This is a genomic window from Bradyrhizobium sp. SZCCHNRI1009, from assembly GCF_032487575.1.
Classification (GTDB): Bacteria; Pseudomonadota; Alphaproteobacteria; order Rhizobiales; family Xanthobacteraceae; genus Bradyrhizobium.
Window position 1 is genome coordinate 227,315 of the sequence record NZ_JAUEUL010000007.1, and the last position, 23,110, is coordinate 250,424.

General features: G+C 67.7%; 20 protein-coding genes. 14 read left to right on the forward strand and 6 right to left on the reverse strand.

Annotation, left to right across the window (positions count from 1 at the left end; all coding sequences use genetic code 11):
- Window positions 1-11 precede the first annotated feature (11 nt).
- Entirely contained in the window at window positions 12-749 is a 738-nt protein-coding gene (locus QX010_RS15610; RefSeq protein WP_316180377.1) for a GntR family transcriptional regulator, read from the reverse strand.
- Window positions 750-946: 197 nt separating this feature from the next.
- On the opposite strand from QX010_RS15610, the gene QX010_RS15615 reads away from it, so the two are divergent.
- From QX010_RS15615 to QX010_RS15635, 5 genes are read left to right on the forward strand one after another with little or no spacing between them, the layout of a single operon-like run.
- Window positions 947-1,981: an extracellular solute-binding protein gene (locus QX010_RS15615; protein ID WP_315800663.1), complete on the forward strand. Its 1,035-nt coding sequence runs from the start codon at window positions 947-949 to the stop codon at window positions 1,979-1,981.
- Window positions 1,978-3,048: an ABC transporter ATP-binding protein gene (locus QX010_RS15620; RefSeq protein WP_315800662.1), complete on the forward strand. Its 1,071-nt coding sequence runs from the start codon at window positions 1,978-1,980 to the stop codon at window positions 3,046-3,048. The genes QX010_RS15615 and QX010_RS15620 overlap by 4 nt, the downstream gene beginning before the upstream one ends.
- Window positions 3,049-3,050: 2 nt before the next feature.
- Window positions 3,051-3,917: an ABC transporter permease gene (locus QX010_RS15625; RefSeq protein ID WP_316180379.1), complete on the forward strand. Its 867-nt coding sequence runs from the start codon at window positions 3,051-3,053 to the stop codon at window positions 3,915-3,917.
- Window positions 3,917-4,714 carry an ABC transporter permease gene (locus QX010_RS15630; RefSeq protein ID WP_316180381.1) on the forward strand — a complete coding sequence of 266 codons (798 nt, stop codon included), beginning with the start codon at window positions 3,917-3,919 and terminating at the stop codon, window positions 4,712-4,714. The genes QX010_RS15625 and QX010_RS15630 overlap by 1 nt, the downstream gene beginning before the upstream one ends.
- 4 nt (window positions 4,715-4,718) lie before the next feature.
- Window positions 4,719-5,624 carry a polysaccharide deacetylase family protein gene (locus tag QX010_RS15635; protein ID WP_316180385.1) on the forward strand — a complete coding sequence of 302 codons (906 nt, stop codon included), beginning with the start codon at window positions 4,719-4,721 and terminating at the stop codon, window positions 5,622-5,624.
- A 6-nt stretch (window positions 5,625-5,630) separates the two neighbouring features.
- Here the strand turns inward: QX010_RS15635 and QX010_RS15640 are convergent, their stop codons facing one another.
- Complete coding sequence (locus tag QX010_RS15640) at window positions 5,631-5,783, reverse strand: hypothetical protein (protein ID WP_316180387.1); 153 nt, start codon at window positions 5,781-5,783, stop codon at window positions 5,631-5,633.
- Between the two features lie 110 nt (window positions 5,784-5,893).
- Here QX010_RS15640 and QX010_RS15645 point away from each other — a divergent pair, with 110 nt between their 5' ends.
- A complete protein-coding gene (locus QX010_RS15645; protein WP_410051954.1) occupies window positions 5,894-6,709 on the forward strand; it encodes an NAD-dependent protein deacetylase in 816 nt (271 codons plus the stop codon).
- 153 nt (window positions 6,710-6,862) lie between these two features.
- Here the strand turns inward: QX010_RS15645 and QX010_RS15650 are convergent, their stop codons facing one another.
- The 3 genes from QX010_RS15650 to QX010_RS15660 all read right to left on the reverse strand — a co-directional run bounded on the left by QX010_RS15650 (window position 6,863) and on the right by QX010_RS15660 (window position 10,199).
- Entirely contained in the window at window positions 6,863-7,036 is a 174-nt protein-coding gene (locus QX010_RS15650; protein WP_316180390.1) for a hypothetical protein, read from the reverse strand.
- 62 nt (window positions 7,037-7,098) lie between these two features.
- Window positions 7,099-8,403, reverse strand: a complete 1,305-nt coding sequence (locus tag QX010_RS15655) for a sorbosone dehydrogenase family protein (protein ID WP_316180392.1) — start codon at window positions 8,401-8,403, stop codon at window positions 7,099-7,101.
- An 821-nt stretch (window positions 8,404-9,224) separates the two neighbouring features.
- Entirely contained in the window at window positions 9,225-10,199 is a 975-nt protein-coding gene (locus QX010_RS15660) for an IS110 family transposase (protein ID WP_316179866.1), read from the reverse strand.
- A 631-nt stretch (window positions 10,200-10,830) separates the two neighbouring features.
- Here QX010_RS15660 and QX010_RS15665 point away from each other — a divergent pair.
- The 8 genes from QX010_RS15665 (at window position 10,831) to QX010_RS15700 (ending at window position 21,789) form a co-directional block, all read left to right on the forward strand.
- Window positions 10,831-12,156 (forward strand): DUF3422 domain-containing protein, encoded by a 1,326-nt coding sequence (locus QX010_RS15665; protein WP_316180394.1) that lies wholly within the window; start codon window positions 10,831-10,833, stop codon window positions 12,154-12,156.
- A gap of 72 nt (window positions 12,157-12,228) precedes the next feature.
- On the forward strand, window positions 12,229-12,921 hold the full coding sequence (locus tag QX010_RS15670; RefSeq protein WP_316180395.1) for a DUF2848 domain-containing protein: 693 nt from the start codon (window positions 12,229-12,231) through the stop codon (window positions 12,919-12,921).
- Window positions 12,922-13,291: 370 nt separating this feature from the next.
- Window positions 13,292-14,446 (forward strand): glycosyltransferase, encoded by a 1,155-nt coding sequence (locus tag QX010_RS15675; RefSeq protein WP_316180397.1) that lies wholly within the window; start codon window positions 13,292-13,294, stop codon window positions 14,444-14,446.
- 26 nt (window positions 14,447-14,472) lie between these two features.
- Window positions 14,473-16,743, forward strand: a complete 2,271-nt coding sequence (locus tag QX010_RS15680) for an exopolysaccharide transport family protein (RefSeq protein ID WP_316180399.1) — start codon at window positions 14,473-14,475, stop codon at window positions 16,741-16,743.
- Window positions 16,740-17,897 carry a glycosyltransferase gene (locus QX010_RS15685; RefSeq protein ID WP_316180400.1) on the forward strand — a complete coding sequence of 386 codons (1,158 nt, stop codon included), beginning with the start codon at window positions 16,740-16,742 and terminating at the stop codon, window positions 17,895-17,897. The genes QX010_RS15680 and QX010_RS15685 overlap by 4 nt, the downstream gene beginning before the upstream one ends.
- A 181-nt stretch (window positions 17,898-18,078) precedes the next feature.
- Complete coding sequence (locus tag QX010_RS15690) at window positions 18,079-19,599, forward strand: lipid II flippase MurJ (RefSeq protein ID WP_316180401.1); 1,521 nt, start codon at window positions 18,079-18,081, stop codon at window positions 19,597-19,599.
- The gene (locus tag QX010_RS15695) at window positions 19,596-20,618 is read left to right on the forward strand and encodes a polysaccharide deacetylase family protein (RefSeq protein WP_316180403.1); all 1,023 of its coding nucleotides are present in this window, start codon (window positions 19,596-19,598) and stop codon (window positions 20,616-20,618) included. The genes QX010_RS15690 and QX010_RS15695 overlap by 4 nt, the downstream gene beginning before the upstream one ends.
- Window positions 20,611-21,789, forward strand: a complete 1,179-nt coding sequence (locus tag QX010_RS15700) for a glycosyltransferase (protein ID WP_316180404.1) — start codon at window positions 20,611-20,613, stop codon at window positions 21,787-21,789. The genes QX010_RS15695 and QX010_RS15700 overlap by 8 nt, the downstream gene beginning before the upstream one ends.
- Here the strand turns inward: QX010_RS15700 and QX010_RS15705 are convergent, their stop codons facing one another.
- A complete protein-coding gene (locus QX010_RS15705; protein ID WP_316180405.1) occupies window positions 21,790-22,974 on the reverse strand; it encodes a glycosyltransferase family 4 protein in 1,185 nt (394 codons plus the stop codon).
- Window positions 22,975-23,110: the final 136 nt, after the last annotated feature.

A 23,110-nucleotide genomic window follows, 5' to 3' on the forward strand; every position in this document is an offset into this window, starting at 1 on the left:
TGCCGGCCCGGCTAGGCCGAGCGCCGCTTGCCACGCAGCGGCCGTCGTCCGGCGAACACCGCGGCGAGATCCTGGGTGGGCGTCGCCGCGTCCTGGTCGAGCCGCAGCCGGCCTTCGACATGCAGGAAGTGCTCGCGCGACACCGCGATCGCGCGCATCAGGTCGCGGTCGCGCAGCGCCGCGACGATCGCGCCGTGCTCGTCGACCGCGCAGATCGACTGCGCCGCCGGCTCGTACACCGACACCATCACCGAGGAGCGGCTGAGCAGATCGCCGAGCATGCGCGACAGCTCGGGATTGCCGATGGAGTCGACGAGATGGACGTGGAAGGCGCCAGACAGCCGCACCGAGGTCGTGCGATCGCCGCGCTGTGCCGCCGCGCGCTCCTCCGCCAGATGCGCATCGAGCCGGGCGAGCAGGAGATCATCGACCCGCAGCACCAGCTGGCTGAGCACGCCGGCCTCGAGGACGCGATGCGCCTCATAGACTCGCCTGACATCATCGAGCGTCGGCCGCGGCACCCGTGCGCCACGGTTCGGGATCATCTCCAGCCGCCGCTCGGCGCCGAGCCGGTGCAAAACTTTTCGGATGCGCTCGCGCGACACGCCGAAGATGTCAGCCAGCGGCGTCTCGGCGAGCTTGGTACCGGCCTTGAGCTTGCCTTCCAGCAGCGCACGCAGGATGGCCTGATACACCGCCTCGTCCTCGGCGGGATTGGCCTTTCCGATTCGCTGCGCTCGCATCGCCATGGCGAACTGCTAGGCCCAAAGGCGCGGCACGTCACCTCCAAAAAATGTGCACATTCTGCCCGTGGCCGGGCACGATGCGGATCGAGAGGTAGCTCAGAACGCTGATCTCATTGCCGAATCAAGAAATGTGCACATTTGGCACGACGCTTGCTGATCTCGGGTGACACGCCACGCGACAGCTCACACGGGATCCTCTCATGCACCCCTTCTCCCGCCGCAGCCTCCTGAAGACTGGTGCGGCCTTCGCCGCCACCTTCGCCGCGCCCGCTTTGGTGCGCGCCGCCCCGAAAGAGATCGTGATCGGCGGCCCCGCCGGCGCCGCCAAATATTTCAACTCCGACCTGTTTCCGGTGCTGGAGAAGAAGCTCGACTGCAAGGTGCTCTATGAGGGCACCAACTCGCTGACCAATCTGCAGAAGATGCAGGCCGACAAGGCAAGCCCGAAGATCTCGGTGGTGATCATGGACGATCCGGTGATGCTGCCGGCCGCGGCCGAGGGGCTGATCACCAAGATGTCGTCCTCGGCGATCCCCAATCTCGGCAAGCTTGTCGGCGATGCCGTGCACCAGGACGGCATGTGGGCCAACTATCAGAAGCCGTGGGCCGGCATCGCCTATTCCACCAGGCGCATGAAGACGGCACCTGGCAGCTGGGCCGAGCTGTGGGATGCGAAATACGATTCCAAGATCGTCGTGCCGTCGCTGTCCAACACCGAAGGGTTCTGGACCTTGCTCGCGGCCGCGCATCTCGAGACCGGCAAGCCCTACAAGGAAGCGCAGTACGAGATCGACGCCGGCTTCAAGAAGATCAAGACCCTGAAGGCCAACCTGCTGAACGTCTATACCAATGCCCCGCAAGCCATCAATCTGCTGGAGCAGGGCGAGGCCTGGATGATCGGCGGCCAGTTCTCGGCCTACACCTTGATCCGCAAGGCCGACGGCTCGCCGGTCGACCTCGCGATCCCGAAGGATGGCGGCTTCTCGATGCCGTCGGGCATCGCCAAGGTGAGCGGCGCGCCGGCCGGCGATCTCGCCGACGCCGTGATCGACTTCTACCTCAGCCCAGAGGCGCAGAGCATCCTCGCCAAGACGGCCTTCATCGCGCCGACCAACCAGGCCACGCCGCTGCCTTCAGGCTATCCCGATCCCGCGACATTGTTCGCGCCCGACTGGGCCTTCATCGCCAAGAACCGCGCCGGCTGGGTCGATCGCTGGAGCAAGGAGATGACATGACCGGCGCGCCGCATCTCGTCATCAGCGGGGTCTCCAAGCGGTTTGGCGCCGCGACCGTGCTCGATCGCGTCGATCTCACGATCCGCCGCGGCGAGCTGGTGACCCTGCTCGGCCCGTCCGGCTGCGGCAAGACCACCTTGCTGCGCGCGATCGCTGGCCTTGCACCGCCCGACGCCGGGACGATCGCGCTCGCGGGGCGCGACGTCACCCATGTGCCGCCGCACCGGCGCAATGTCGGCGTCGTGTTCCAGAGCTATGCGCTGTTTCCGCATCTCACCGTTGCCGGCAATGTCGCCTTCGGCCTGAAGGTGCGCGGCACGCCCAAGGCCGAGATCGATCGTGCGGTGGAGCGCGCGCTGTCGCTGGTCAAGCTCGGCCATCTCGGCAGCCGCCGCATCTCGGCGCTGTCGGGCGGCCAGCAGCAGCGCGTCGCGCTGGCGCGCGCCATCGCGGTCGAGCCGGATGTGCTGCTGTTCGACGAAGCGCTGTCGGCGCTCGACCGCAAGCTGCGCGAGGAGATGCAGGTCGAGCTGCGCCGGCTGCTGCAGGAGGTCAAGGCAACCGCGATCTTCGTCACCCACGACCAGGACGAGGCGCTGACCATGTCGGACCGCGTCGCGGTCATGAACAAGGGCCGCATCGAGCAGCTCGCCGAGCCGCGCGAGCTTTATGCCCGGCCGGCCAGCCTGTTCGCGCTCAACTTCGTAGGGCTGTCGACGCGCATCGCCGGCCAGGTGGTCGGCGCGCAGGACGGCACGGTGGAAGTCGTCACGCCGGTCGGCCGTCTGTCGGCGCGCGGCGCGTTCCAGCCCGGGGCCTCGGTGATCGTGGTGACGCGGCCGGAGCAGCTGCGGCTCGGCGTTGGAGAGGGCGCCAACTCCGCGGCCGGCCGCGTTCGGTCGGTCGTGTTCCAGGGCTCGCGGACCCTCGTGGACGTCGATGCCGGCGCCGGCGCGAGCCTGCTCGCCGAGCTGTCGGGGCGCGAGGCCGAGGTGCCGCGCGTGCATGACGAGGTCCGCTTCGCCTGGCCCGTCGCCGAAACCTTCGCCTTCGCCGCCGAGACCTGACCATGACCGACGCCGTGCTGACCGCGCCCATCGTCAAGACCGCGCCGGATCGCGAGCGCCTCGCGGCGTTCGGCTTCGTCGCGCCATCGCTGCTGATAACGGCACTGGTGTTCGTGCTGCCGCTGGCGCTGCTGCTCGGCGTCAGCGTGCTCGACGCCAACGGCGGCATCACGCCGGCGAACTACACGAGGCTGCTCGGTACGCCTTATTATCTCGGAATCATCTGGAATTCGCTGCGGCTCGGCCTGCTGACGACGCTGATCGCATTTCTCATCTCCTATCCCGCGGCCTTCGCGCTGGCCCGCGCACGTGGGCCGCTGCGCTCGATCCTGCTGGCCACGCTGTTCCTGCCGCTCGCCGCCTCGGTCATCGTCAAGGCCTTCGCCTGGACCATCCTGTTGCGCAGCGACGGCCTCATCAACACGGTGCTGATCGCAATGGGGATCATCGAGGATCCGATCCGCATGATCTTCACCCAGACCGCGCTGATCGTCGGTGCCGTCAACATCTTCCTGCCGTTCATGGTGCTGCCGATCTACGCCGTCGTGGCGCAGCTCGACGGCCGCTACGCTGAAGCCGCGGCCACGCTCGGCGCCTCGCCGCTGGTCGTGTTCTTTCGCGTCATCCTGCCGCTGACCCTGCCGGGCATCATCGCCGGCGTGGCGCTGGTGTTCTCGCTGTCGGTGTCGGCCTATGTGGTGCCGACGCTGCTCATCGGCGAGAAATATCCGACCCTCGCCACCACCATCGCCAAGGCCTATCTGCTGGCGCGCGAGCCCGGCTTCGGCGCGGCCGCCGGCGTCGTGCTGTTGGCGATCGCAATCATCGTCGTCGCGCTCAGTGCGATGCTGTCGCGGGAGCCGAAATGATGTCGCGCCTCGCCATCGTCATCTGCTGGGTGCTCGCGATCGGCCTCGCACTGTTCCTGCTGCTGCCGCTGGTCGTGATCGCCGCCGCCTCGTTCTCGCCGACGCCGGTGTTCGACCTGCCGCTGTCGGGCGCGTCGCTGCGCTGGTATGGCCGCATCGGGCGGCTCGACGGCTTCTGGCCGTCGCTGGTCCTGTCGCTGCAGATCGCCGTGCTGTCGACCGCGCTGTCGATGGTCGCCGGCACGCTCGCCGCCATCGCCATCGCGCGCGGCAGGCTGCCCGGCGCGACCGCGCTGGGCACGCTGCTGGTGTCGCCGCTGATGATGCCCGGCCTCGTGCTCGGCATCGCGCTGCTGCAATATTTCCGCATGGTCGGCTTCACCGCGACCTGGAGCGCGCTGCTGGTGGCCCATCTCGTGGTGACGCTTCCTTACGTCGCGCGCACCATGATCGCCGGGCTCTCCCGCTTCGACTTCACCTTGATCGAGGCGGCGCGCACGCTCGGCTGCACCTATGCCGGCAGCGTGATCAGGGTGATGGTGCCGGCTTTGGCGCCGTCGTTCCTGATCGCAGGGCTGTTCAGCCTGCTCGCCTCGTTCGACAACTATCCGGTCTCGATCTTCCTCACCGACGTGCGTTCGAAAACCCTGCCGATCCGCATGCTGCAATATATCGAGGAGGCGCCCGATCCGACCTTGGCTGCGCTCCCCACCCTCATTCTCGCCGGCACGCTCGTGCTGCTGCTGATCAGCGATCGCCTGGTCGGCCTGCACCGCATGGCCGGAACCGCGGATTGACACGATGACGTCACAGCCTGCTTTCCGCCGCGATCTCACCGGCTATGCCGGCAGGCCGCCGCATCCGCGTTGGCCCCACGACGCCCGCGTCGCGGTGTCGCTGGTCGTGAATTTCGAGGAGGGCTCTGAATTCTCGGTGTGCGACGGCGATGCGAGCAACGAGGCGATCTACGAGGTCGTGCACCGGCTCGACGGCCCCGACCCCTGCATCGACAGCCATTTCGAATATGGCACGCGCGTGGGCTGGTGGCGCCTCATGGATCTGTTCGACGCCCACGGGGTCAAGGTCACCGTCAGCGCCTGCGGCCGCGCCGTGGAGCGCTCGCCGCAGCTCGCCCGCGATGCCGTGGCGCGCGGCCATGAGGTCGCGGCGCATGGCTGGCGCTGGCAGAGCCACGCCGGCATGGGCGAGACCGAGGAGCGCCGCGTGATCGCGCGCACGGTGGAGACGATCCAGCGCGTCGCCGGCCAGCCCCCGCTCGGCTGGCACACGCGCTCGGCGAGCTCGCCGAACACGCGGCGGCTGCTGGTCGAGCAGGGCGGCTTCCTCTACGACAGCGATGCCTACAACGACGACCTGCCATATTACGTCGATGTCTGCGGCCGGCCGCATCTGGTGCTGCCCTACGCCTTCGACAGCAACGACATGCAGTTCTTCAACGGCTCGCGTTTCCGCGGCGGCGATTTCGCCGACTACGTCATCGATGCCTTCGACTGGCTGGTGCGCGAGGGCGCGACCGCGCCGAAGATGCTGTCGATCGGGCTGCATCTGCGCATGATCGGCCGTCCCGGCCGGATCGGCGCGCTCGACCGCATCCTCGCGCACATCGCCCGCAGCGGCGCGGCGTGGATCGCGCCGCGCGCCGACATCGCCCGGCACTGGCTGGCGACGGTGCCGCCGCCGGCCTGAGCGGCGTCAATCGTCGTTGGCGATGTCGTCGTCGGTCGGCGGCACCTCGATCGTGCCGCCCTCGCCGGTGGCGAGGTCGCGCTCGTCGTCCATGTCAGCGTCGTCGGCCGGCCCGTCGAGCGGCCGGAGTCCGCGATCATGCCCGTTGCGTGGTGTCATGGCAGGTCCTCCCACGGGATAAGGCCGGGAACGAGCAATGGTTCAGACCGAGAGCGCCGCGTCGCGGCGCTCTGGCGCAGGCCGCCATGGCCACCTACATCTGCGAGGTCATGGTCGATCCCGCCGCGCTGAAATCCTTCCTCGACAGCCACCGCCGCATCGTCGTGCTCACCGGCGCCGGCTGCAGCACGAATTCCGGCATTCCCGATTACCGCGACAATGATGGGCAGTGGAAGCGCACGCCGCCGGTAACCTACCAGGCCTTCGTCGGCAGCGACGAGACGCGCCGGCGCTATTGGGCGCGCAGCATGGTCGGCTGGCGCCGCTTCGGCCGTGCCCAGCCGAACGGCGCGCATCATGCGCTGGCGCGGCTGGAGGCGCAGGGCCGCTGCGCGCTGCTGGTGACGCAGAATGTCGACCGGCTGCACCAGGCCGCCGGGACCAGCAACGTCATCGACCTGCACGGCCGGCTCGACCGCGTCCGTTGCATGGGCTGCGGCGCCATGCTGTCGCGGGCCGACTTCCAGGACGAACTGGCCGGCGCCAATCCGCATTGGATGGCGCACGACGCCGCCGATGCGCCCGACGGCGATGCCGATCTCGTGGGCGTCGATTTCGCCACGTTCACGGTGCCCGCGTGCCGGGCCTGCGGCGGCATCCTCAAGCCCGACGTCGTGTTCTTCGGCGAAACAGTGCCGCGCGAGGTCGTCGCCACCGCGCGCGAGCATGTCGAGCAGGCCGACGCCATGCTCGTCGTCGGCACCTCGCTGATGGTCTATTCGGGCTTCCGCTTCGTCCGCGCCGCCGCCGACCGCAACATCCCCATCGCCGCCGTCAATCTCGGCCGCACCCGCGCGGATGATCTCTTGTCGCTGAAGGTCGAAGCGCCCTGCGACGAAGCACTGGCGTTCCTGCTGGAGAGGTAGGGCTGCACTCTCTCAGCGTCATGGCCGGGCTCGACCCGGCCATCCATCACTCGTCGCAAGGAGATGGATGCCCGGGCCTCCGCCGCGCCGAAGCGGCTTCGGCCGCGCAGGCGGGTCAAGCCCGGGCATGACGAGAGGTGAAGTCCGAGGATTTCACCGCGACTGCGGCTCCTCGCGCTGCTCGATGCGGTCCTTGTTGTTGACCTGCTGGTCTTCCGACTTGCCCACGTCGATGGTCTTCCCGGACTGGTTGCCGGGATTGTAGTGATACTGCCCTTCCTGCTTCTCGCCGGGCTGCTTCTGGTTCGGATTGACGTTGTCGGCCATGGCGCTCTCCTCGGGACTGTCCGTTGTCCCGGCGACAACGGCTCGAGGCCGGCCCGGTTCCGCTACGCCCCGGTCACGCGCCAGATGCAGTTGCCGACGTCGTCCGCCACCAGCAGCGATCCATCCGGCCCGAGCGTCACGCCGACCGGGCGGCCATAGGAAAAGCTCTCGTCGGGCGCCAGGAAGCCGGAGAGAATGTCACGTGCCGGGCCCGACGGCTTGCCGTTCTCGAACGGGATGAACACCACCTTGTAGCCGGACAGCTTGCTGCGGTTCCACGAGCCGTGCTGGCCGATCACCATGCCATCCGGAAAACCCGGGAGCGTGCCCGCCGGCAGCCAGCACAGGCCGAGCGAAGCCGTATGGCCGCCGAGCGCGTAGTCCGGCGTCAGCGCGGTCGCGACCAGCTTCGGATCCTGCGGCACGCGGTCGTCGACCGTCTTGCCCCAGTAGCAATAGGGCCAGCCATAGAAGCCGCCCTCGCGCACCGAGGTCAGGTAGTCCGGCGGCGTCTCGTCGCCGAGCCCGTCGCGCTCGTTGACGACGGTCCACAGCACCTTGGTCGACGGCTCGAACGCCAGCCCCACCGCGTTGCGCAGGCCGGCCGCGAAGATGCGGCTCGCGCCGCTCGCGATGTCCAGCTCATAGATGCAGGCGCGGCCCTCCTCGACCTCGAACCCCAGCTCGGCGATGTTGGTGAGCGAGCCGACGCCGGCATAGAGCTTGGTGCCGTCGGGGCTGACCAGCAGGCTGCGCGTCCAGTGTCCGCCCGGCTTGAAATTCGTCAGCCGCTGGCCCTGCGCGGTGATGCGATCGGCGCCCGCGCTGTACGGGAAGGCGACGATGCCGTCGGTATTGCCGACATAGAAGGTGTCGCCGACCAGCGCCATGCCGAACGGCTGGCTGAGATTTTCCATGAACGCATTGCGGCGCTCAGCGGTGCCGTCGCCGTCGGCATCGACCAGCCGCGTGATGCGGTTGGCGCTGACGCCGAGCGCGGCGGCGCGGCGCATCGTCGCCTGCATCGCGTAGCCGAACATGTTGCGCACCGGGCTCGGCACCTGCGTCGCTTCCGCGATCAGCACGGACTTGTCCGGCATTGCATAGATCCAGCGCGGATGATCCAGCCCGGTGGCGAACGCATTCACCTTCAGCCCCGCCGCGGCTACCGGCTTCTCGCCATCGCGCCAGCCGCGCGCCGTCGGCATCTTCAAGGTCGGCAGCATCCCCTGCGGCTTCGCTAGCGGAATCTGCGGCTGCGCCCCCCACGCCGGCGCCGGCGTCTCCCCCTGCAATTTGCGCCATTGCAGCGCCGCATTGCCAACCAGCGCGACACCGCGCGCGACGATCGAGGAGAGCGTGGTCATGGGAGTCCTGTGCGGCTTGGACAAACAGTGGGTGAGGGCCATCGCGAGACGGCGAGAAGGTCAAGCGGTTATGATCTACGATGCCTGTCGTGACAACTGCGTAGGCCGCGGACGGGGGCTGCGGAAACCCGGCGGACTTCAGCCATCAAGTGAGATGCCGGGCTCCCCTCCCCCTTGCGGGGAGGGGTTGGGGGTGGGGGGCCCCACGAGCGATGTGAGACGTTCAGAAGATATCCGCCTCTCCGAGATCCGCTCGCGAGCGGCCACACTGGCGAGCTTGGCCGCAGCAGCTTCGCGCACCGCATCGATCACTGCTTGGCGGAGACGTCCGCCTGCGGCAGGCTCCTCAGGGTGAGAGAGTGCGGAGGTCGTGCGGGGCGGCAGGAACGGGATTGGTGCAAAAGCTCTCACCATGCCGGAAAAGATTCGTATTGCTATTTTCCCGAAATCATGTTCTACTCCCCGCATCCCGTCCTCATGCAGAGGGGCGTACGCGTCGTCACGATACGTAGAGGCGGGGAGTGGTGGCCGCGGGCCTGTCAGGTGCTGATGCGCTGGACGATTGGCAGCTCGCGGACGGTCAAGCCGTGTGGTCCTGGCGCCCCGACGCTGGCGCCAAGCCTGGATGACATGACGTGTCATCAGGCGACGGGGGCAAACAAGCCGGTCCCCGGGGAGCAACTGTCTTTTTTGTAGACCGGTGATCGGCCGGCCTCAAGGCTGGCGCGAAGGCGCGCCACCGCCTTCGGCGGCTGACGGCCTTGACCCCGTCCGCTCGCCGGTCTGTTGGCTTGGCGTGCGCTCGGGCGGAGCCCGAGCGGCTATGAGGCGCTCGACCCGTTCACAACGTGGAGCGCCGGATTCCACTTTTGGCGGCGTTTGACCATGACGTTGAGAATGCAGATCAGCTTGCGCATGCAGGCGGTCAGCGCGACCTTCTTCAACTTACCTTGGGCGAGCAGGCGCTCGTAGAAGGCCTTCAGGACTGGATTGCACCGCGTCGCGGCGCCCACGCAGGCCATGTAGAATGTGTTGCGAGTTCTGCGGCGTCCGCCCTTGACGTGCCGATCCCCGCGACGCCGGCCACTGTCATCATCGTACGGCGCAACACCCAGCAGCGCCGCGACGGCTTTGTCGCTGGTCTGGCCGAGCTCCGGCATGGTTGCTATCAGCGTAGCACACGTCGTGCGGCCGATGCCCGGAACGCTTTCGATGATCTCGGCGAGCTCCGCAAAATGCGGCGTGCTTTCGATCAGGGCGGAGATCTCTGCCTCGAGCTCGGCCAGCTCGGCGCTGATCGCCTTGACGATGCGCGTATGCAGACGCTGTACTTCTACAGGCAATTTATGCTCGCCCTGGTTCTTCAGTCTGACCAGCATATCTTTCGTCGCTTGGCGCACATTGACCATCTGCTGAAGCTTCTCTCGGGCGGCATCGTAGGCTTGCACCGCAGCTTCGTTGAAGGTCTCGGCGAACCAGGCGATCGTGTCCGCATCGATACTGTCGTTCTTGGCCAGGCGCCCGGCCGATTGAGCGAAGCTCCGCACCCGCTTTGGATCGACGATACGAACGTCGATCTTGGCGGCTCGCACCAGTTTGGCCCACTCCCGCTCGTAGCCGCCGCTGGCCTCCATCACGACCTTGGTGACGCCGTGCCGGCGCAGCCACGCCACGAAGTCGCGCTGGCCTTCCTTCGTCCTTTCAAACATCTGCTTGGACCCGGGCGCTCGGGTACAAGCATCGACCTTATCCTTGGCGACATCGACACCCGCGACAACGAGATCATTCTGTGCCATCATCCAGCTCCCTTCCTTGCAAGGTGCGGGCTCGAAGCCCGTGCAACTGTTCGGGTTGAAGGAAGACACCGGACCTGTCCCACGCTCCCCGACAGGCTCTAGGGCCTTTGAGCACGATCGGGCTCAGATCCAGCGACGGGCGGTTGGTCAGAACCGCCCGTTCGCACATTCTGGCAGGTTTCGAACACACAAGAGCACGGAGCAGCCGTTAAACCCATCGCGCAGGGAGGGCCGGGTCTGTCCGGCTGAACCTGTGGTTCCTGCCCCGTGCAATTTTTCCGCACGGGGGCCACGGGCCTCAGTCGAGGTCCGGCCTTCCCTGCGCCCTCGGCATTTCCGGAGGGTTCGTTGAGATCAATCCCGGGTGCGATCGCGCCGCGGGAGGTGTTGGTGTGTCTGCGTGCATCAGGGTCGACGTGCGGTGGCGCCGAGAGAGCCGCCGACGCGCCCGACATGGCCGCGGCCGTGGCGCCGTCATCGAATTGCGCTACACTGCTGTCACACGCTGCCGGCGCGTCGGCGGCCGGGCGACAATGGACGTCAGGAGGATGGACGGCATGACGGGGGTGATCAATTCAGGCGCAGCGCGATCATCTGCGTCAGGTGTCGCTCTCAACAGCGGACTCTCCCGATGACGTCGCTCGACAGGTCCGCCTTCACGCCGCATGCCTTGCGCGAGAGCGTGCTGAACGAGGTGCATGCGCGGCCGTTCACGCCGCTGACGCAGCCGGTGCTGGTGATCCGCTTCGCCTTCATGGCGAAAGGCGACAGTCCGGCGGTCGACCGCGCCAGCCTTGCCGCGTTCTGCGCACAGCATGGCGCGCCGGCGCCGGAGCCGGGCGTCAAGCATCACCAGGTCGATCTCGGCCCGGTCAGGCTGCGCTTCGAGCAGCATTCGGAATTCGCCACGCTCACCTGGATCTGGAGCCCGCCCGCGGACTCAGGCCCGCGCCGCTTCGGGGCCATCGCGCCCGAGCTGCAGGCGCTGATCGCGGCGCTGCCGCAGGCCGGCGAGCTCTTGGTCGCGGTCAAGCTGGAGGTCGAGAACGCGGCCGATCCGGTGGCGCGCGCCGAGGAGATCTTCGACAAGAGCAGCCTCGCCATCGTGACGATCAAGGGCAGCGCCGGCGCGGTCGCCTCCGATTTCCGTCTCGACGATGACGGCTTCACCCGCATCCTGGTCTGCGCCGAAGGCCCGACCCCGGAGCGGCTCGGCGCGCTGGTGCAGCGCGTGCTGGAGCTCGAGACCTACCGCACCCTGGCGCTGCTCGGCCTGCCGGCGGCGCTGGCGCTGGCGCCGGACGTCGACCGCATCGAGCGGCGGCTGGTCGAGGTGCTCGCGGAGATGCAGGGCGCGCAATCGTTCAAGCTCAACAACCACCTGCTACGCGAGCTGACCGAGCTCGAAGCGCTGCTGGAGCGCGGCGCCACCGGCAGCCTGTTCCGGTTCGGCGCCAGCCGCGCCTATTACGACCTGGTGCAGGCCCGTCTGGCGGTGATCGAGGGCGAGCCGGTTGCGCCGTATTCGAGCTGGTCGTCGTTCCTGGCGCGGCGCACCGCGCCGGCGATGCGCACCTGCAACGCGCTGGAGGGCCGGCAGTCCAACCTGTCGCTCAAGCTGGCGCGCGCCGCCGATCTGCTGCGCACCCGCGTCAATGTCGAGCTGGAGCAGCAGAACCGCGATCTCCTGCGCTCGATGAACGAGCGCACCAAGCTGCAGTTGCGCCTGCAGAGCACGGTCGAGGGCCTGTCGGTGGCCGCGATCGGCTACTACGTCGTCAGCCTGTTCGGCTATCTCGCCAAGGGCGCGCACGACACCGGCCTGCCGGTCGAGCCGACGCTGGCCACCGCCGCCTTCGTGCCGGCCGCGATCGCGCTGATCTGGTTCACGACCCATCAGATCCGCAAGCGGCACCTCAAGGAGGATCACGAGGCGGAGAAGGCCGAGCAGGAGTGAACGGCGGGGCGGCTTGCCAGCGCGCGGCCGGACGGCTAAGCGGCGGGCTGGTCAGCAAGAGGCGATGAGACGATGAGCGGTGCGACGATCGATGTCCTGGTTCACGCGGATGGTGCGGCGACGCGGCAGCGGATCAAGCTGAGCCGCCTCGTCATCGCCGGCTGGACCGGGCGCGATCCGGTCGCCCGCGACAAGCACATCGCCGAACTGGAAGAGCTCGGCATTCCCAGGCCCGCGACGACGCCGATCTATTACGAGGCCGCGGCCAGCCGGCTGACGACGTCGGACAGCATCGAGGTCAGCGGCGGCGACTCCTCCGGCGAGGTCGAGTTCGTGCTGGTGCAGGCGGGCGGACGGCTGCTGGTCGGCGTCGGCTCCGATCATACCGACCGCAAGGTCGAGACCTACAACATCACCGTGTCCAAGCAGATGTGCGACAAGCCGGTCGCGCCCGAGCTGTGGCTGGTCGACGACGTCGCCGCGCATTGGGACCGGCTGACGCTGCGCGCGTTCGCGACCATCGACGGCGAGCGCGTGCTGTATCAGGAGGGCGCGCTGAGCGGCATGCTGGCGCCCGTCGACCTGATCGCCCGCCGTTATGGTGAGGCCGGCCTGCCCGAGGGCACCGCGATGTTCGGCGGCACCTTTGCCGCCAAGGGCGGCATCCGCCCGGCCGACCGCTTCGATTTCGAGCTGGTCGATCCCGTGCTGAACCGCGCCATCCGCCACGGCTACGCGGTCGAGCAGCTCGCCATCGCCGGCTGATCGCGATCACGTTCGTGTGCGGCGGCAGAGGTTAACGAACGGGCCGCGGCGCGTCGTCGCGGTTTGGCTCCACCGATCACGGCGCGCGCGGGCGTTGCAATCGGCAAGGGCCTGTTAAGCAAGACCGCCTAGGGTGCCCGAGTGTGCCGAAGCGGACCAAAGCCTTGTTTCGCGTTCTGGTCCGGCACACGCCTGTCACGATCTGAGGCGCGATGCGTCTTGCCGATCCTTAACTGATCCTTACTTGTTAGCAGCGGATTCGACGGGTCGGAGGAGAAGGGCGATTAACTAGAAGTTTAGGATTGGGTTTGTGCGCGTGAACGTCTCCCTTAAGGGTTTTATTAAATACCCCGGGAATTGGGAGAGTGCGATGCGCGTCGCGATCGTCCACGATTGGCTTTACGTTCTCGGCGGCGCCGAGAAGGTCCTTCAGGAGATCCTGCGCTGCTATCCCGGCGCCGACGTCTTCACGCTGTTCGACTTGCTGCGTCCCGAGGACCGCGCCAAGCTGGGATTCGAGATGTCGCGCACCAGCTTCCTGCAGAAGATGCCGCTGTTGCGGAAGTATCACCGCTCCTATCTGCCGCTGATGCCGCTCGCGATCGAGCAGCTCGACCTGTCGAGCTACGACCTGGTGATCTCCTCGAGCTGCGCGGTGGCCAAGGGCGTTCTGACCGGGCCGGAGCAGCTGCACATCGCCTATGTGCATTCGCCGATGCGCTATGCCTGGGATCTGCAGCACCAGTATCTGCAGGAGAGCGGCTACGCCACCGGCGTCAAGGGGCTGATCGCCCGCGCCTTGCTGCACAAGATGCGGATCTGGGATGCCCGCACCGCGCACGGCCCCGACGCCATCTTCACCAATTCGCAGTTCGTCGCCCGCCGCATCAAGAAGATCTACGGCCGCGACGCCAAGGTGATCTACCCGCCGGTGACGATCGCGCAGCGCGCGGCGATCCTCCCGGTCGGCAACCACTTCCTCGCCGCGAGCCGGCTGGTGCCCTACAAGCGCATCGAGCCGATCGTGCGCGCCTTCAACACCATGCCGGACCTCGAGCTGGTCGTGGCCGGTGACGGTCCGGAAGCCGCGCGGCTCAAGGCGATCGCGGGGCCGAACGTGAAGTTTGCCGGCTTCGTGCCCGACAAGCAGTTGCGCGACCTCATGACCACCGCCCGCGCCTTCGTGTTCGCGGCGGAGGAGGATTTCGGCATCATTCCGGTCGAGGCGCAGTCCGAAGGCGCACCAGTGCTGGCGCTCGGCCGCGGCGGTGCGCGCGAGTCGATCCTCACCACGGGGCCGCGCCCGACGGGCATGTTCTTCGAGTCGCCCGAGCCCGAGGCGATCGCGTCTTGCGTGCGTGCGTTCGCGGCCAAGGAGAAGTCGATCTCGCGTCTCGATTGCCGCCAGCGCGCCGGCTTCTTCTCGGCCGAGCGTTTCCGCAGCCAGTTCGTCGCGGCGGTCAACGAGGAGATCGACAGTTTCCGTGCGGGACATCAGGGCCGCGCGACGCGGCTGATTGCGTAGTGTTGGATGTGGCGCGGGTGCAGATCATGAGGCAGGCGGCTCTTGGCGAGGCCTTGTCCGGCATTGACGCCGTCGCCCGGATCTGGCGCCGCCGCGGCGTGTTCGCCATCGTGGCCGGCGCCGTCCTCGCGCTCGCCGTGGCCGCACTCGTGCTGCTGCCGGTGCGCTATCTCGCCACCGCTTCGGTGATCATCGCCGAGCAGGAGCCGGGTGCCAACACCTCGGCGGCGTGGGCGCAGAAGATCGGCGATCCCGCCGACATGGAAAGCCAGCTCCTGGTGATCCGCTCGCCGCGCCTGCTGCGTCAGATCATGTCGTCGCCCGGCGTGGTCGACGCCGTGGTCGGCGAATGCGAGCGCGGCCGTCTCATGGGTTCGGCCGATGCGTGCCAGCGCCTGAAGACCGATCCGGGCGCGTTCATCGATCATGTCGACAGCCGCTTCAGCATCGCCTCGGCCGGCCGCTCGCGCGTCATCAACATCTCCTATCAGTCGAGCAGTCCCGAGGTTGCGAAGACGCTCGCCAACGCGTTGACGCAGACCTTTCTCGAGGACCAGCGCACCGAAGGCGCCAACAGCCGCGAGGTCGCGAGCTCCTGGCTCTGGAAGGAATTGAAGCAGCTCGACCAGCAACTGCGTCAGGCCGACGACAAGATCCAGAAGTTCCGCCGCACCAAGGGTCTGATGCGTGGCGCCAATGCGCCGATCTCCTCGGAGCGGCTGACCAGCATCGGCCAGCAGCTGTCGCAGGCGGAGGCCGCGCGCGCCGACGCCGCGGCGCGGCTGCAGGAGATCAAGTCGGAGCAGGAGCGCGGGCCGACCGACGCTCCGTCGGTGCTGCAGAGCCGCACCATCGCCGATCTCAAGCAGCAACTGACGACCGTGAGCGCGCAGCTCGCCAGCGCGACCGGCGTGCTCGGGCCGAAGCATCCCTCGATCCTGGCGCTGACGCGCGAGCAGGCGATCATCCAGCAGCGGCTGGTCGCAGAGATGCAGAGCATCGCGGCGAGCGCGCAGAAGACGTACGATGCCAACACCGCGCTGGTGGCCTCGCTGAAGAAGCAGATGGACGCGGCGAAGGCGGAGGCCGGCTCGGCCACGCTGGACGAGGCCTCCATCGAGAGCATGGTGCGCGACACCGAGATCAAGCGCCAGCAATATGCCGAGCTCTACAAGAAAGCGAGCGAGCTCGAGACCGAACGGCGCGTCCTGCGCGGCAGCACGCGTCTCGTCAGCCTCGCTGAGCTGCCGAGCAAGCCGTTCTTCCCGAAGAAGATCCCCTTCCTCGCCGCCGGCATGACGCTCGCGTTGATCTTCGGTGTCGGCGCTGCGCTGCTCGCCGATAAGCTCGGCGCGCGCCTGATCAGCCCGCCCGTGCCCGTCGCTCCGGAAGCGCCGGCCGGGCAGGTCGAGACGCCCGCTGTCGACGAGGCTCCCGCCATCGTCCCTGAATTGGCCGAGCGTGTGACCGCACCGGAGGCGGCGAAGCCACCGGCAGCGCCCGAACGAGGGTCTCATCTCCCGAGCGTCGCCGACGTTTCGATCCTGGCCTGCCTGCCGCGCCTGAAGAGTCTGCGTGAGATGTCGGCGCTCGGCGCCATCCTGCAGGGCCATCAACCGCTGGCGATCCCGCGCGTCTTGCGCCTCGCCTCCGAGGACGCTGATTTTCAGCACACGCTGCATGAGCTCGTCCACGAACTCGGTTTGAAGCGGTCCGCCCGATCGCAGCGCATCGTCGTGACCTCTCCTGATGCAGCAGATGGCAAGACGACCACGACCTGTGCGCTGGCAGAGCACCTCGCGGCCGCAGGCCGGCGCGTGCTGGTCGTCGAGTGCGACGTCTCGCATCCCGCCTTTGCCGAGATCATGGCGCTGCCGGCAAACCCCGGATGGGTCGGCGCGCTGGAGCGCGGGACGCCGCTCCGGGACATGGTTCTGCCCACCGCGCATCCCTCGCTCGACGTGCTGCCGGTTGGTGAGGCGACCGGTCCGGTCGGCGACATTCTCGACGCGATCAGCCTCGACGGTCTCCTCGCTGGTCTCGATGGCTATGATGCCGTGATCGTCGACACACCATTGCCGTCGCAACGGAACGACTTCCTTGCCGGTACGGACTGGGCGATCGTCTGCGTTCGCAGCGACCGGTCGTTGATCGAGCCGGCGGTCGCGACGGTGAACAGGAGCAGGGCGCTCGGAGCCCGCGATGTCGGCATCGTCGTCACCATGACCGACGTCGAGCACCGCAGCGCGCCTGTGGTCCAGACCGCGCCCGTGGCAGCCTACGCCGGAGCCGGGTGATGTCGACCGAGCGTGTCCTGTTCGTCGATCATACCGGGCAGATCGGCGGCGCCGAGCTGATCCTGCTCGATGTCGTCCAGGGCCGCAGGGATTCCGCGGTGTTCCTGTTCGAGCCGGGCCCGCTCGGCAAGGCGCTGGCTGAGCGTCGCATGCCGGTCATCACGTCGCGCTGGGGCCGCGGCCTGGGGCAGTTCAGACGCGACAGTTCGTGGCTCAAGGCGCTGCCGCTGTTCGGCAGACTCGCGGCGATCACCGCGGAGCTCGCGCATGTCGCACGCAAGCATGACGTCCTCTATGCCAATTCGCAGAAGGCCTTTGTCCTGTCGGCCATCGCCAACATCGCGGCACGGCGGCCATTGATCTGGCATCTGCACGACATCATCAGCCCGGCTCATTTCGGCGTGCTGCAGCGTCGCATGCAGATCTTTCTCGCCAACCGCTTCGCGGCGAAGGTCGTCGTCCCCTCCGAAGCCGCCGCCGCCGCCTTCATCGCGGCCGGAGGTCGACGCTCTCTCGTCGAGGTCGTGCCCAATGGTCTCGCCGTCGAACCCGTGCCCGCGTCGCGCCAGGAGCTGAGGCAGCGGCTCGGCCTGCCGTCGGGACCGCTGGTGGGCGTGTTCAGCCGGCTCGCGCGGTGGAAGGGGCAGCATGTTCTGATCGAGGCGCTGGCCGAATTGCCGGACGTGCACGGTGTCATCGTTGGCGACGCATTGTTCGGCGAGCAGGACTACGCGGCTGAGCTGAGACGGCTCGTTGCCGATCTCGGCCTCGGCGACCGCGTTCATTTCCTGGGACATCGCAGCGACGTGCCGCTGCTGATGCAGGCGATGGACGCGATGGTGCATCCGTCGATCGATCCCGAGCCGTTCGGCCGCACCCTGGTCGAAGCGATGCTCGCCGGCGTGCCGGTGATTGCCACTGACGCCGGCGCTGCGCCGGACATCCTCGAACATGGCCGGGCCGGTCTGCTCGTGCCGCCAGGTGATGCGCGTGCGCTGTCCGGGGCTTTGGACGCGGTGCTGGCTGAACCCGAGATCCTCGCGCCACAGCTCGACTACGCGTCGCGCCGCGCGCGCACCCACTACAGTCTTGCACGCATGCTGGACTCGATCGGGCTTCTGATCCGCAATGTCGGCGCGGGAGCGGCGGTGTGAGCACGATCGTTGCATCTGCCCCGTCCTCCGAGCGGTGTACGGCCGATCTCGTCGCAGACTGCGATTCGCTCGGCCCGACCCTCGCCATTCTCGCGCCAGTGCTGCCGTGGCCGAAACTGCTCGAGGACGGACAAGTCCCTGCGCTGCGGATGGGGCCGCCAGCCGTGTCGGAGGGGGCCGCATGAGCGCCTCCGGTCCTTCGCTCAAGCGCTTCAGTGCGCTGCTGATCAGCGGTGCGCTGGCCAGCAAGATGCTCGGCTTCGGTCGCGAGGTGCTGATGGCGCATGTGCTGGGCGCCTCGCTCGTCGCCGACGGCTTCCGCGCCGCCATGGCGGCCGTGCTCATCCCGCTCGCGTTCCTGCAGAACGAGAGCGTGCCGGCGATCATGATCCCGATGCATCGCGAGGCGCTGCAGCGGCCTGATGCCGCGCGCAGCCTCGGTGCGCTGACGATCGTCATTGCCGTCGTCTCGAGCCTGGTGACCGCGATCATCCTGCTGCTCGGTGAGCTCTGGGTGAACGCCGTCGTCGGCGGCTTCTCGGCGGAGGGGCGCGAGCTCACCTTGCACTTCGTGCGGATGATGGCGTTCGGCATGCCGGCCTCGGCGGTGCTCAACGTGCTTGCCGCCGGCGAGATCGCGCTCGGCCGCACGCGGTTGACCAATGTCCGTGCCAGCCTGCTCAACGTCGCGGTGATCGGCGGCATCGGCCTGCTGGTTCTGACCGGCGACGCCTACATGCTCGCCTGCGCCTTCACCGTTGCTTTCAATGGCCTCGCCGCCTGGGGCCTGTTGACGCTCTGGCGCGACGGCGCGCTGAGCGTCTCCGGCCTGACCGTCGGCATGGTGATCGAGAAGGGGTTCGAATTCTTCCTCCGGCTGCGCGTCCTGCTGGCGCTGCCGCTGGCCGAGCAGGGCAACGTCTGGATCGAGCGCTTCACGGCATCGCGGCTGACGACCGGCGCCGTCGCGTCGCTGGACTACGCGCGCTCGCTGACCGAGAGCGCGCTGCTGCTGATCAGCCAGCCGCTCGGCATGGCGGTGCTGTCGCAGCACGCCCCGCGCGATCCGCGCGCGCAGACCGAGGCGCTGCTGCGGCCGCTGCTCGCGCTGACCTTGCCGGCCTCGGCGTTCCTGCTGGTCTTCTCGACCGACATCGTCCGCTTGATCTATTTCCGCGGCGCGTTCGGCGACGAGGCCCTGCTGCTGACCTCGCATGCGCTCAAGGGCATCGCCTGCGGCGTCTGGGCTGCGACCCTCGGCTGGATTTTGATCCGTCTGCTCAATGGCGCGGGGCGCAACGGCGTCGCTGCGGTCATCATCGTCTCGGCCTATCTCGCCAACATGGGCTTCAACCTGCTGATGCCGCTGTTCGATCCGTCCCCGGCGGCCGGCATGCAGCTGCTCGGCGTTGGCGAAGCGATCCGTAGCCTCGTGCTGCTGTCGGGCGTGGTGTTCGTGCTCGGCGATGCGCGAAAGCTCCTGCTCGTGATCGGCCTGGCCCTGCTGCCGACCGCATTGATGGTCGTGCTCGGCCTGATGATTCAGACTTCCGTGCCGGGCCTGCTGCCGCGCCTGTTCGCCGGCGGATTGGCGTATCTGCTCTGCCTGGCCTTTGCGATCGGCATCCTGCTGCCGGCCGTGGTGGGCACGGCGCTCCGTCATGTTCGTCGTACGTTCAAGATGAAGGGAGAGCTGAGTTGACCCTGCTGGCCCTCGCTGCCGCCAAGGCGATGATGGCATCCGGTGCCTTCGTCCTTCCTGTTGCCAAGGCCGTCGATCGTGTGCTCGGCCCGCGCGGCTGCTGTTTGACGTTCCATCGCACCGCGCCGGCAGAGCAGTGGGAGCGTCTGCCCAATCGCGACTTCTACGTCGATGTCGACTTTCTCGATCGCTTCCTCGGCTATGTCCTCGACCAGGGTTGGGATATCGTGACGATCAGCGAGGCGCTGCGCCGGGCTGCAAGCGCCGAGCCGTCCGGCCGCTACGTCAACTTCTCGATCGACGACTGCTACCGCGATACGTGCGAGCTGCTGGTGCCGGTGTTCCGCAGGCACAAGGTGCCGGTGACGCTGTTCGTGACGACCGGGATTCCCGACGGCACCTTGCCGCTGTGGGCCGCTGGCTTGGAGGACACGCTGCGGCACAGGGGCCATGTCACGGTCGACGATGAGAGGATCGCGCTGTCGAGCGACGAGCAGCGCCGCGCGGTGTTCGCGCAGGTCGTCTCGCGCTGGGATGGCCCGCAGGCCGCGGATCGTTACGCCGCGTTCTGTGCCGCCAACGCCATCGACATCGAGGCGATGCATTGGAAACATGCGATCTCCTGGGACATGCTGGAAGGGCTGGCAGCCGATCCCCTGGTCGAGATCGGAGCTCACACCGTGTCGCATGCGCGCATCTCGTCGCTGTCTTCCGAAGACGCCCTGCGCGAGCTGGCCGGCGCGCGGCTGCGATTGAACGAGCGGCTCGGCATCGACGTCCGGCACTTCGCGTTTCCCTACGGGCGCGCCGCCGATTGCGGACCGCGGGACTTTGCGCTGGCGCGGCAGGCCGGATTTGCCAGTGCTGCCACCACCCGCAAGGGCCTCGTCAAAGCCGGGCAGGATGCGTTCTCGATTCCGCGTAACACCATGAATGGCGCGCATCGGACGCTGGCGGCGATGGAGCTGCATCTCACGGGCTTCAGCGGGACTGCAGCGAAGGTGATGGGCCGTGTCTAGCAGGGGACGCTTGCGGATCGTCTCGATTGCGCATCCGGCCACCAGCAGCGAGGCCGGCCGGCTGCGCTACCGCCATCTCGCGTCCCGGCCCGACGTCGAGCTGCATCTCGTGGTGCCCGAAGTTTGGAAGGAATTCGGCCGCACCATCACCGCGGCTCACTCCAACGAAGGGTTTCCCATCCATCGCCTCCCGATCCGGCTTCCGGATGCGGGTCCGATGAAATGGTACCTGCACTTCTATCCGGCGCTGCGCCGCCTTTTGCGCGAGCTCGATCCCGACGTGATTCACCTTTGGGAGGAGCCCTGGAGCATCGTCGCGCTGCAGGCGCAGATGCTGCGTGGCCGTGCGGCGCTCGTGCTCGAGGTCGACCAGAACATCCTGAAACGGCTGCCGCCACCATTCGAGGCGATCCGCAAATTCGTCCTCGGCCGCACCGCTCATATCCTGTCACGCAGTCCCGATGCGGCCGAGGTCGTGAGGGCGTGTGGCTACACGGGGCCGGTGACGCCGATCGGTTATGGCGTCGATCTCGCGACCTTCATGCCGGCGGACGATCGATCGAATGCGAGGGCCGGCTCGCCGCTGCGGCTCGGCTATGTCGGCCGGCTGGTGGTCGAGAAGGGACTCGACGATGCGCTCGAAGCGCTCGCGCTCAGCAAGTCGGCGGCGACGCTGAGCATCATGGGCGAAGGTCCGCACGAGCCGCATCTCCGCCGGCGCGTCGCCGAACTTGGCTTGGTCGGGCGCGTCACCATCCAGGGCTGGGCTGCACCCGCTGCGGTCGCGGCTTTTCTGCGCGGCCTGGACGCATTGCTGCTGCTGACGCGCACCACGGACGCGGTGCGCGAGCAGTTCGGCCGGGTGATCATCGAGGCCCAGGCCTGTGCCATCCCGGTGATCGGATCGACCTGCGGAGCGATTCCGGATGTCGTCGGCGACGGCGGCTGGATCGTGCCGGAGCGGGACCCCGGCAGCCTGTGTCGGCTCATCGATGAGCTCAGCGGCCGGCGGGCGGAGCTCGCCGTTCGCAGTGAAGCGGCCCGCGCGAACGTGCTCCGGCGCTTCACCTATGAAGCGGTCGCGGCGGCGATTGAAACGGCATGCCGTGCGGCGCATCAGTCGAGAGCCGCATCCGGCCTCGCCCGCCCACAGCGGCTGCAGACGAATTAGCTAGGCCTTCACCGGCAGCGCCATCGCTGCGTGGCCAGGCTGTCGCTTGGCGGCATCGATCTGCTTGAGCAGTTCGATGTATTGCAGTCCGATCTGGTCCCAGCCATAGGTCTGCGCGGTCGCCCGGGCGCCGTCCTGCAGCCGGCGCATCAGTGCCGGGTCGGCGAAGACGGAGGCGAGCTTGGCCGCGATATCGACGGCATCGGCCGTGATGCGGAAGCCGTTGACGCCGTCGTGCAGATAATCCTCGATGCCACCGACCGGCGTTGCGAACACTGGCACTCCGCAGGCCATGGCCTCCATGCAGACCAGCGAGAAGGTCTCATAGCTCGTGGGAAGCACGAAGGCGTCGGCCGCCGAGTACAGCGCGGGCATGTCCGAGCGTGAGCCGGCGAAGATCAGTCGTTGCTGGGCGTTGCGCGTCAGCCTGCGGTAGGGCGCGGGATTGTCCGAGCCGACGACCAGCAGCCAGACGTCGTCGCCGAGCCGATCGAGCGCGCCGATCGCATGCGCCAGTCCCTTGCGGTTGAATTCGTGGCCGACGAACAGCAGCAGGCGCGCATTGTCCGGGATGCCGAACTCACGCCGGATCGCCTGGCCGCTGGCGGTGTCGCGCTTGAAGCGCGCGAGATCGATGCCGTTGGAGATGACGTGGATGCGGGCGGCCGGCACGCGGAAGAAGCGCTGCAGCTCCGCGGTGACGCGGGAGGACACCGCCACGAACGCCCGATACCGCAGGCCTCCGATCATGAACCGGTCGCGCAGCGCGACCCACAGATGCATCGGGTTGAGCATCCAGCGCCAGCTGCCGGCGGCGCGCTTCTCGGCCAGGCTCTGCGCATTGACGGCATGCACGATCAGCACGTCACCCTTGAGACTGTCGCCGTGGCTGACGACGACGGCGTCGGGGTGCCGCGCCAGCGCCCGTGTCGCGGCCACCGTGAACAGCGGCACGACGATGGCGCGGCCGATGTGCCGGAACAGTCCGCGCGTCGGAATCCGCGCCAGCCACGGCGCGACGCGCTCGACCCTGATCGTGTGCTCGAGATTGTCCGCGACGGTGCTCGCGAGCACGACGTTCGATAAACCATTCCGGCCGAAAACGCGCGCCAGCTCGATAGCGACGGTTTCCACGCCGCCGGCATTGCTTATCTCTTGAACGACCTGGACGATCTCAAACGTCATAACGGACATCTAAGGGATCAGACATTGCGACTTCGTTCCAATCTGCTGGTCATTAGCACAGCCCTTTTAACGTTTGTCACGTCGCCATGGCCGAGCGCTGTCCGCGCCGGCGAAACGAACGCCTCGGCACTGCGGA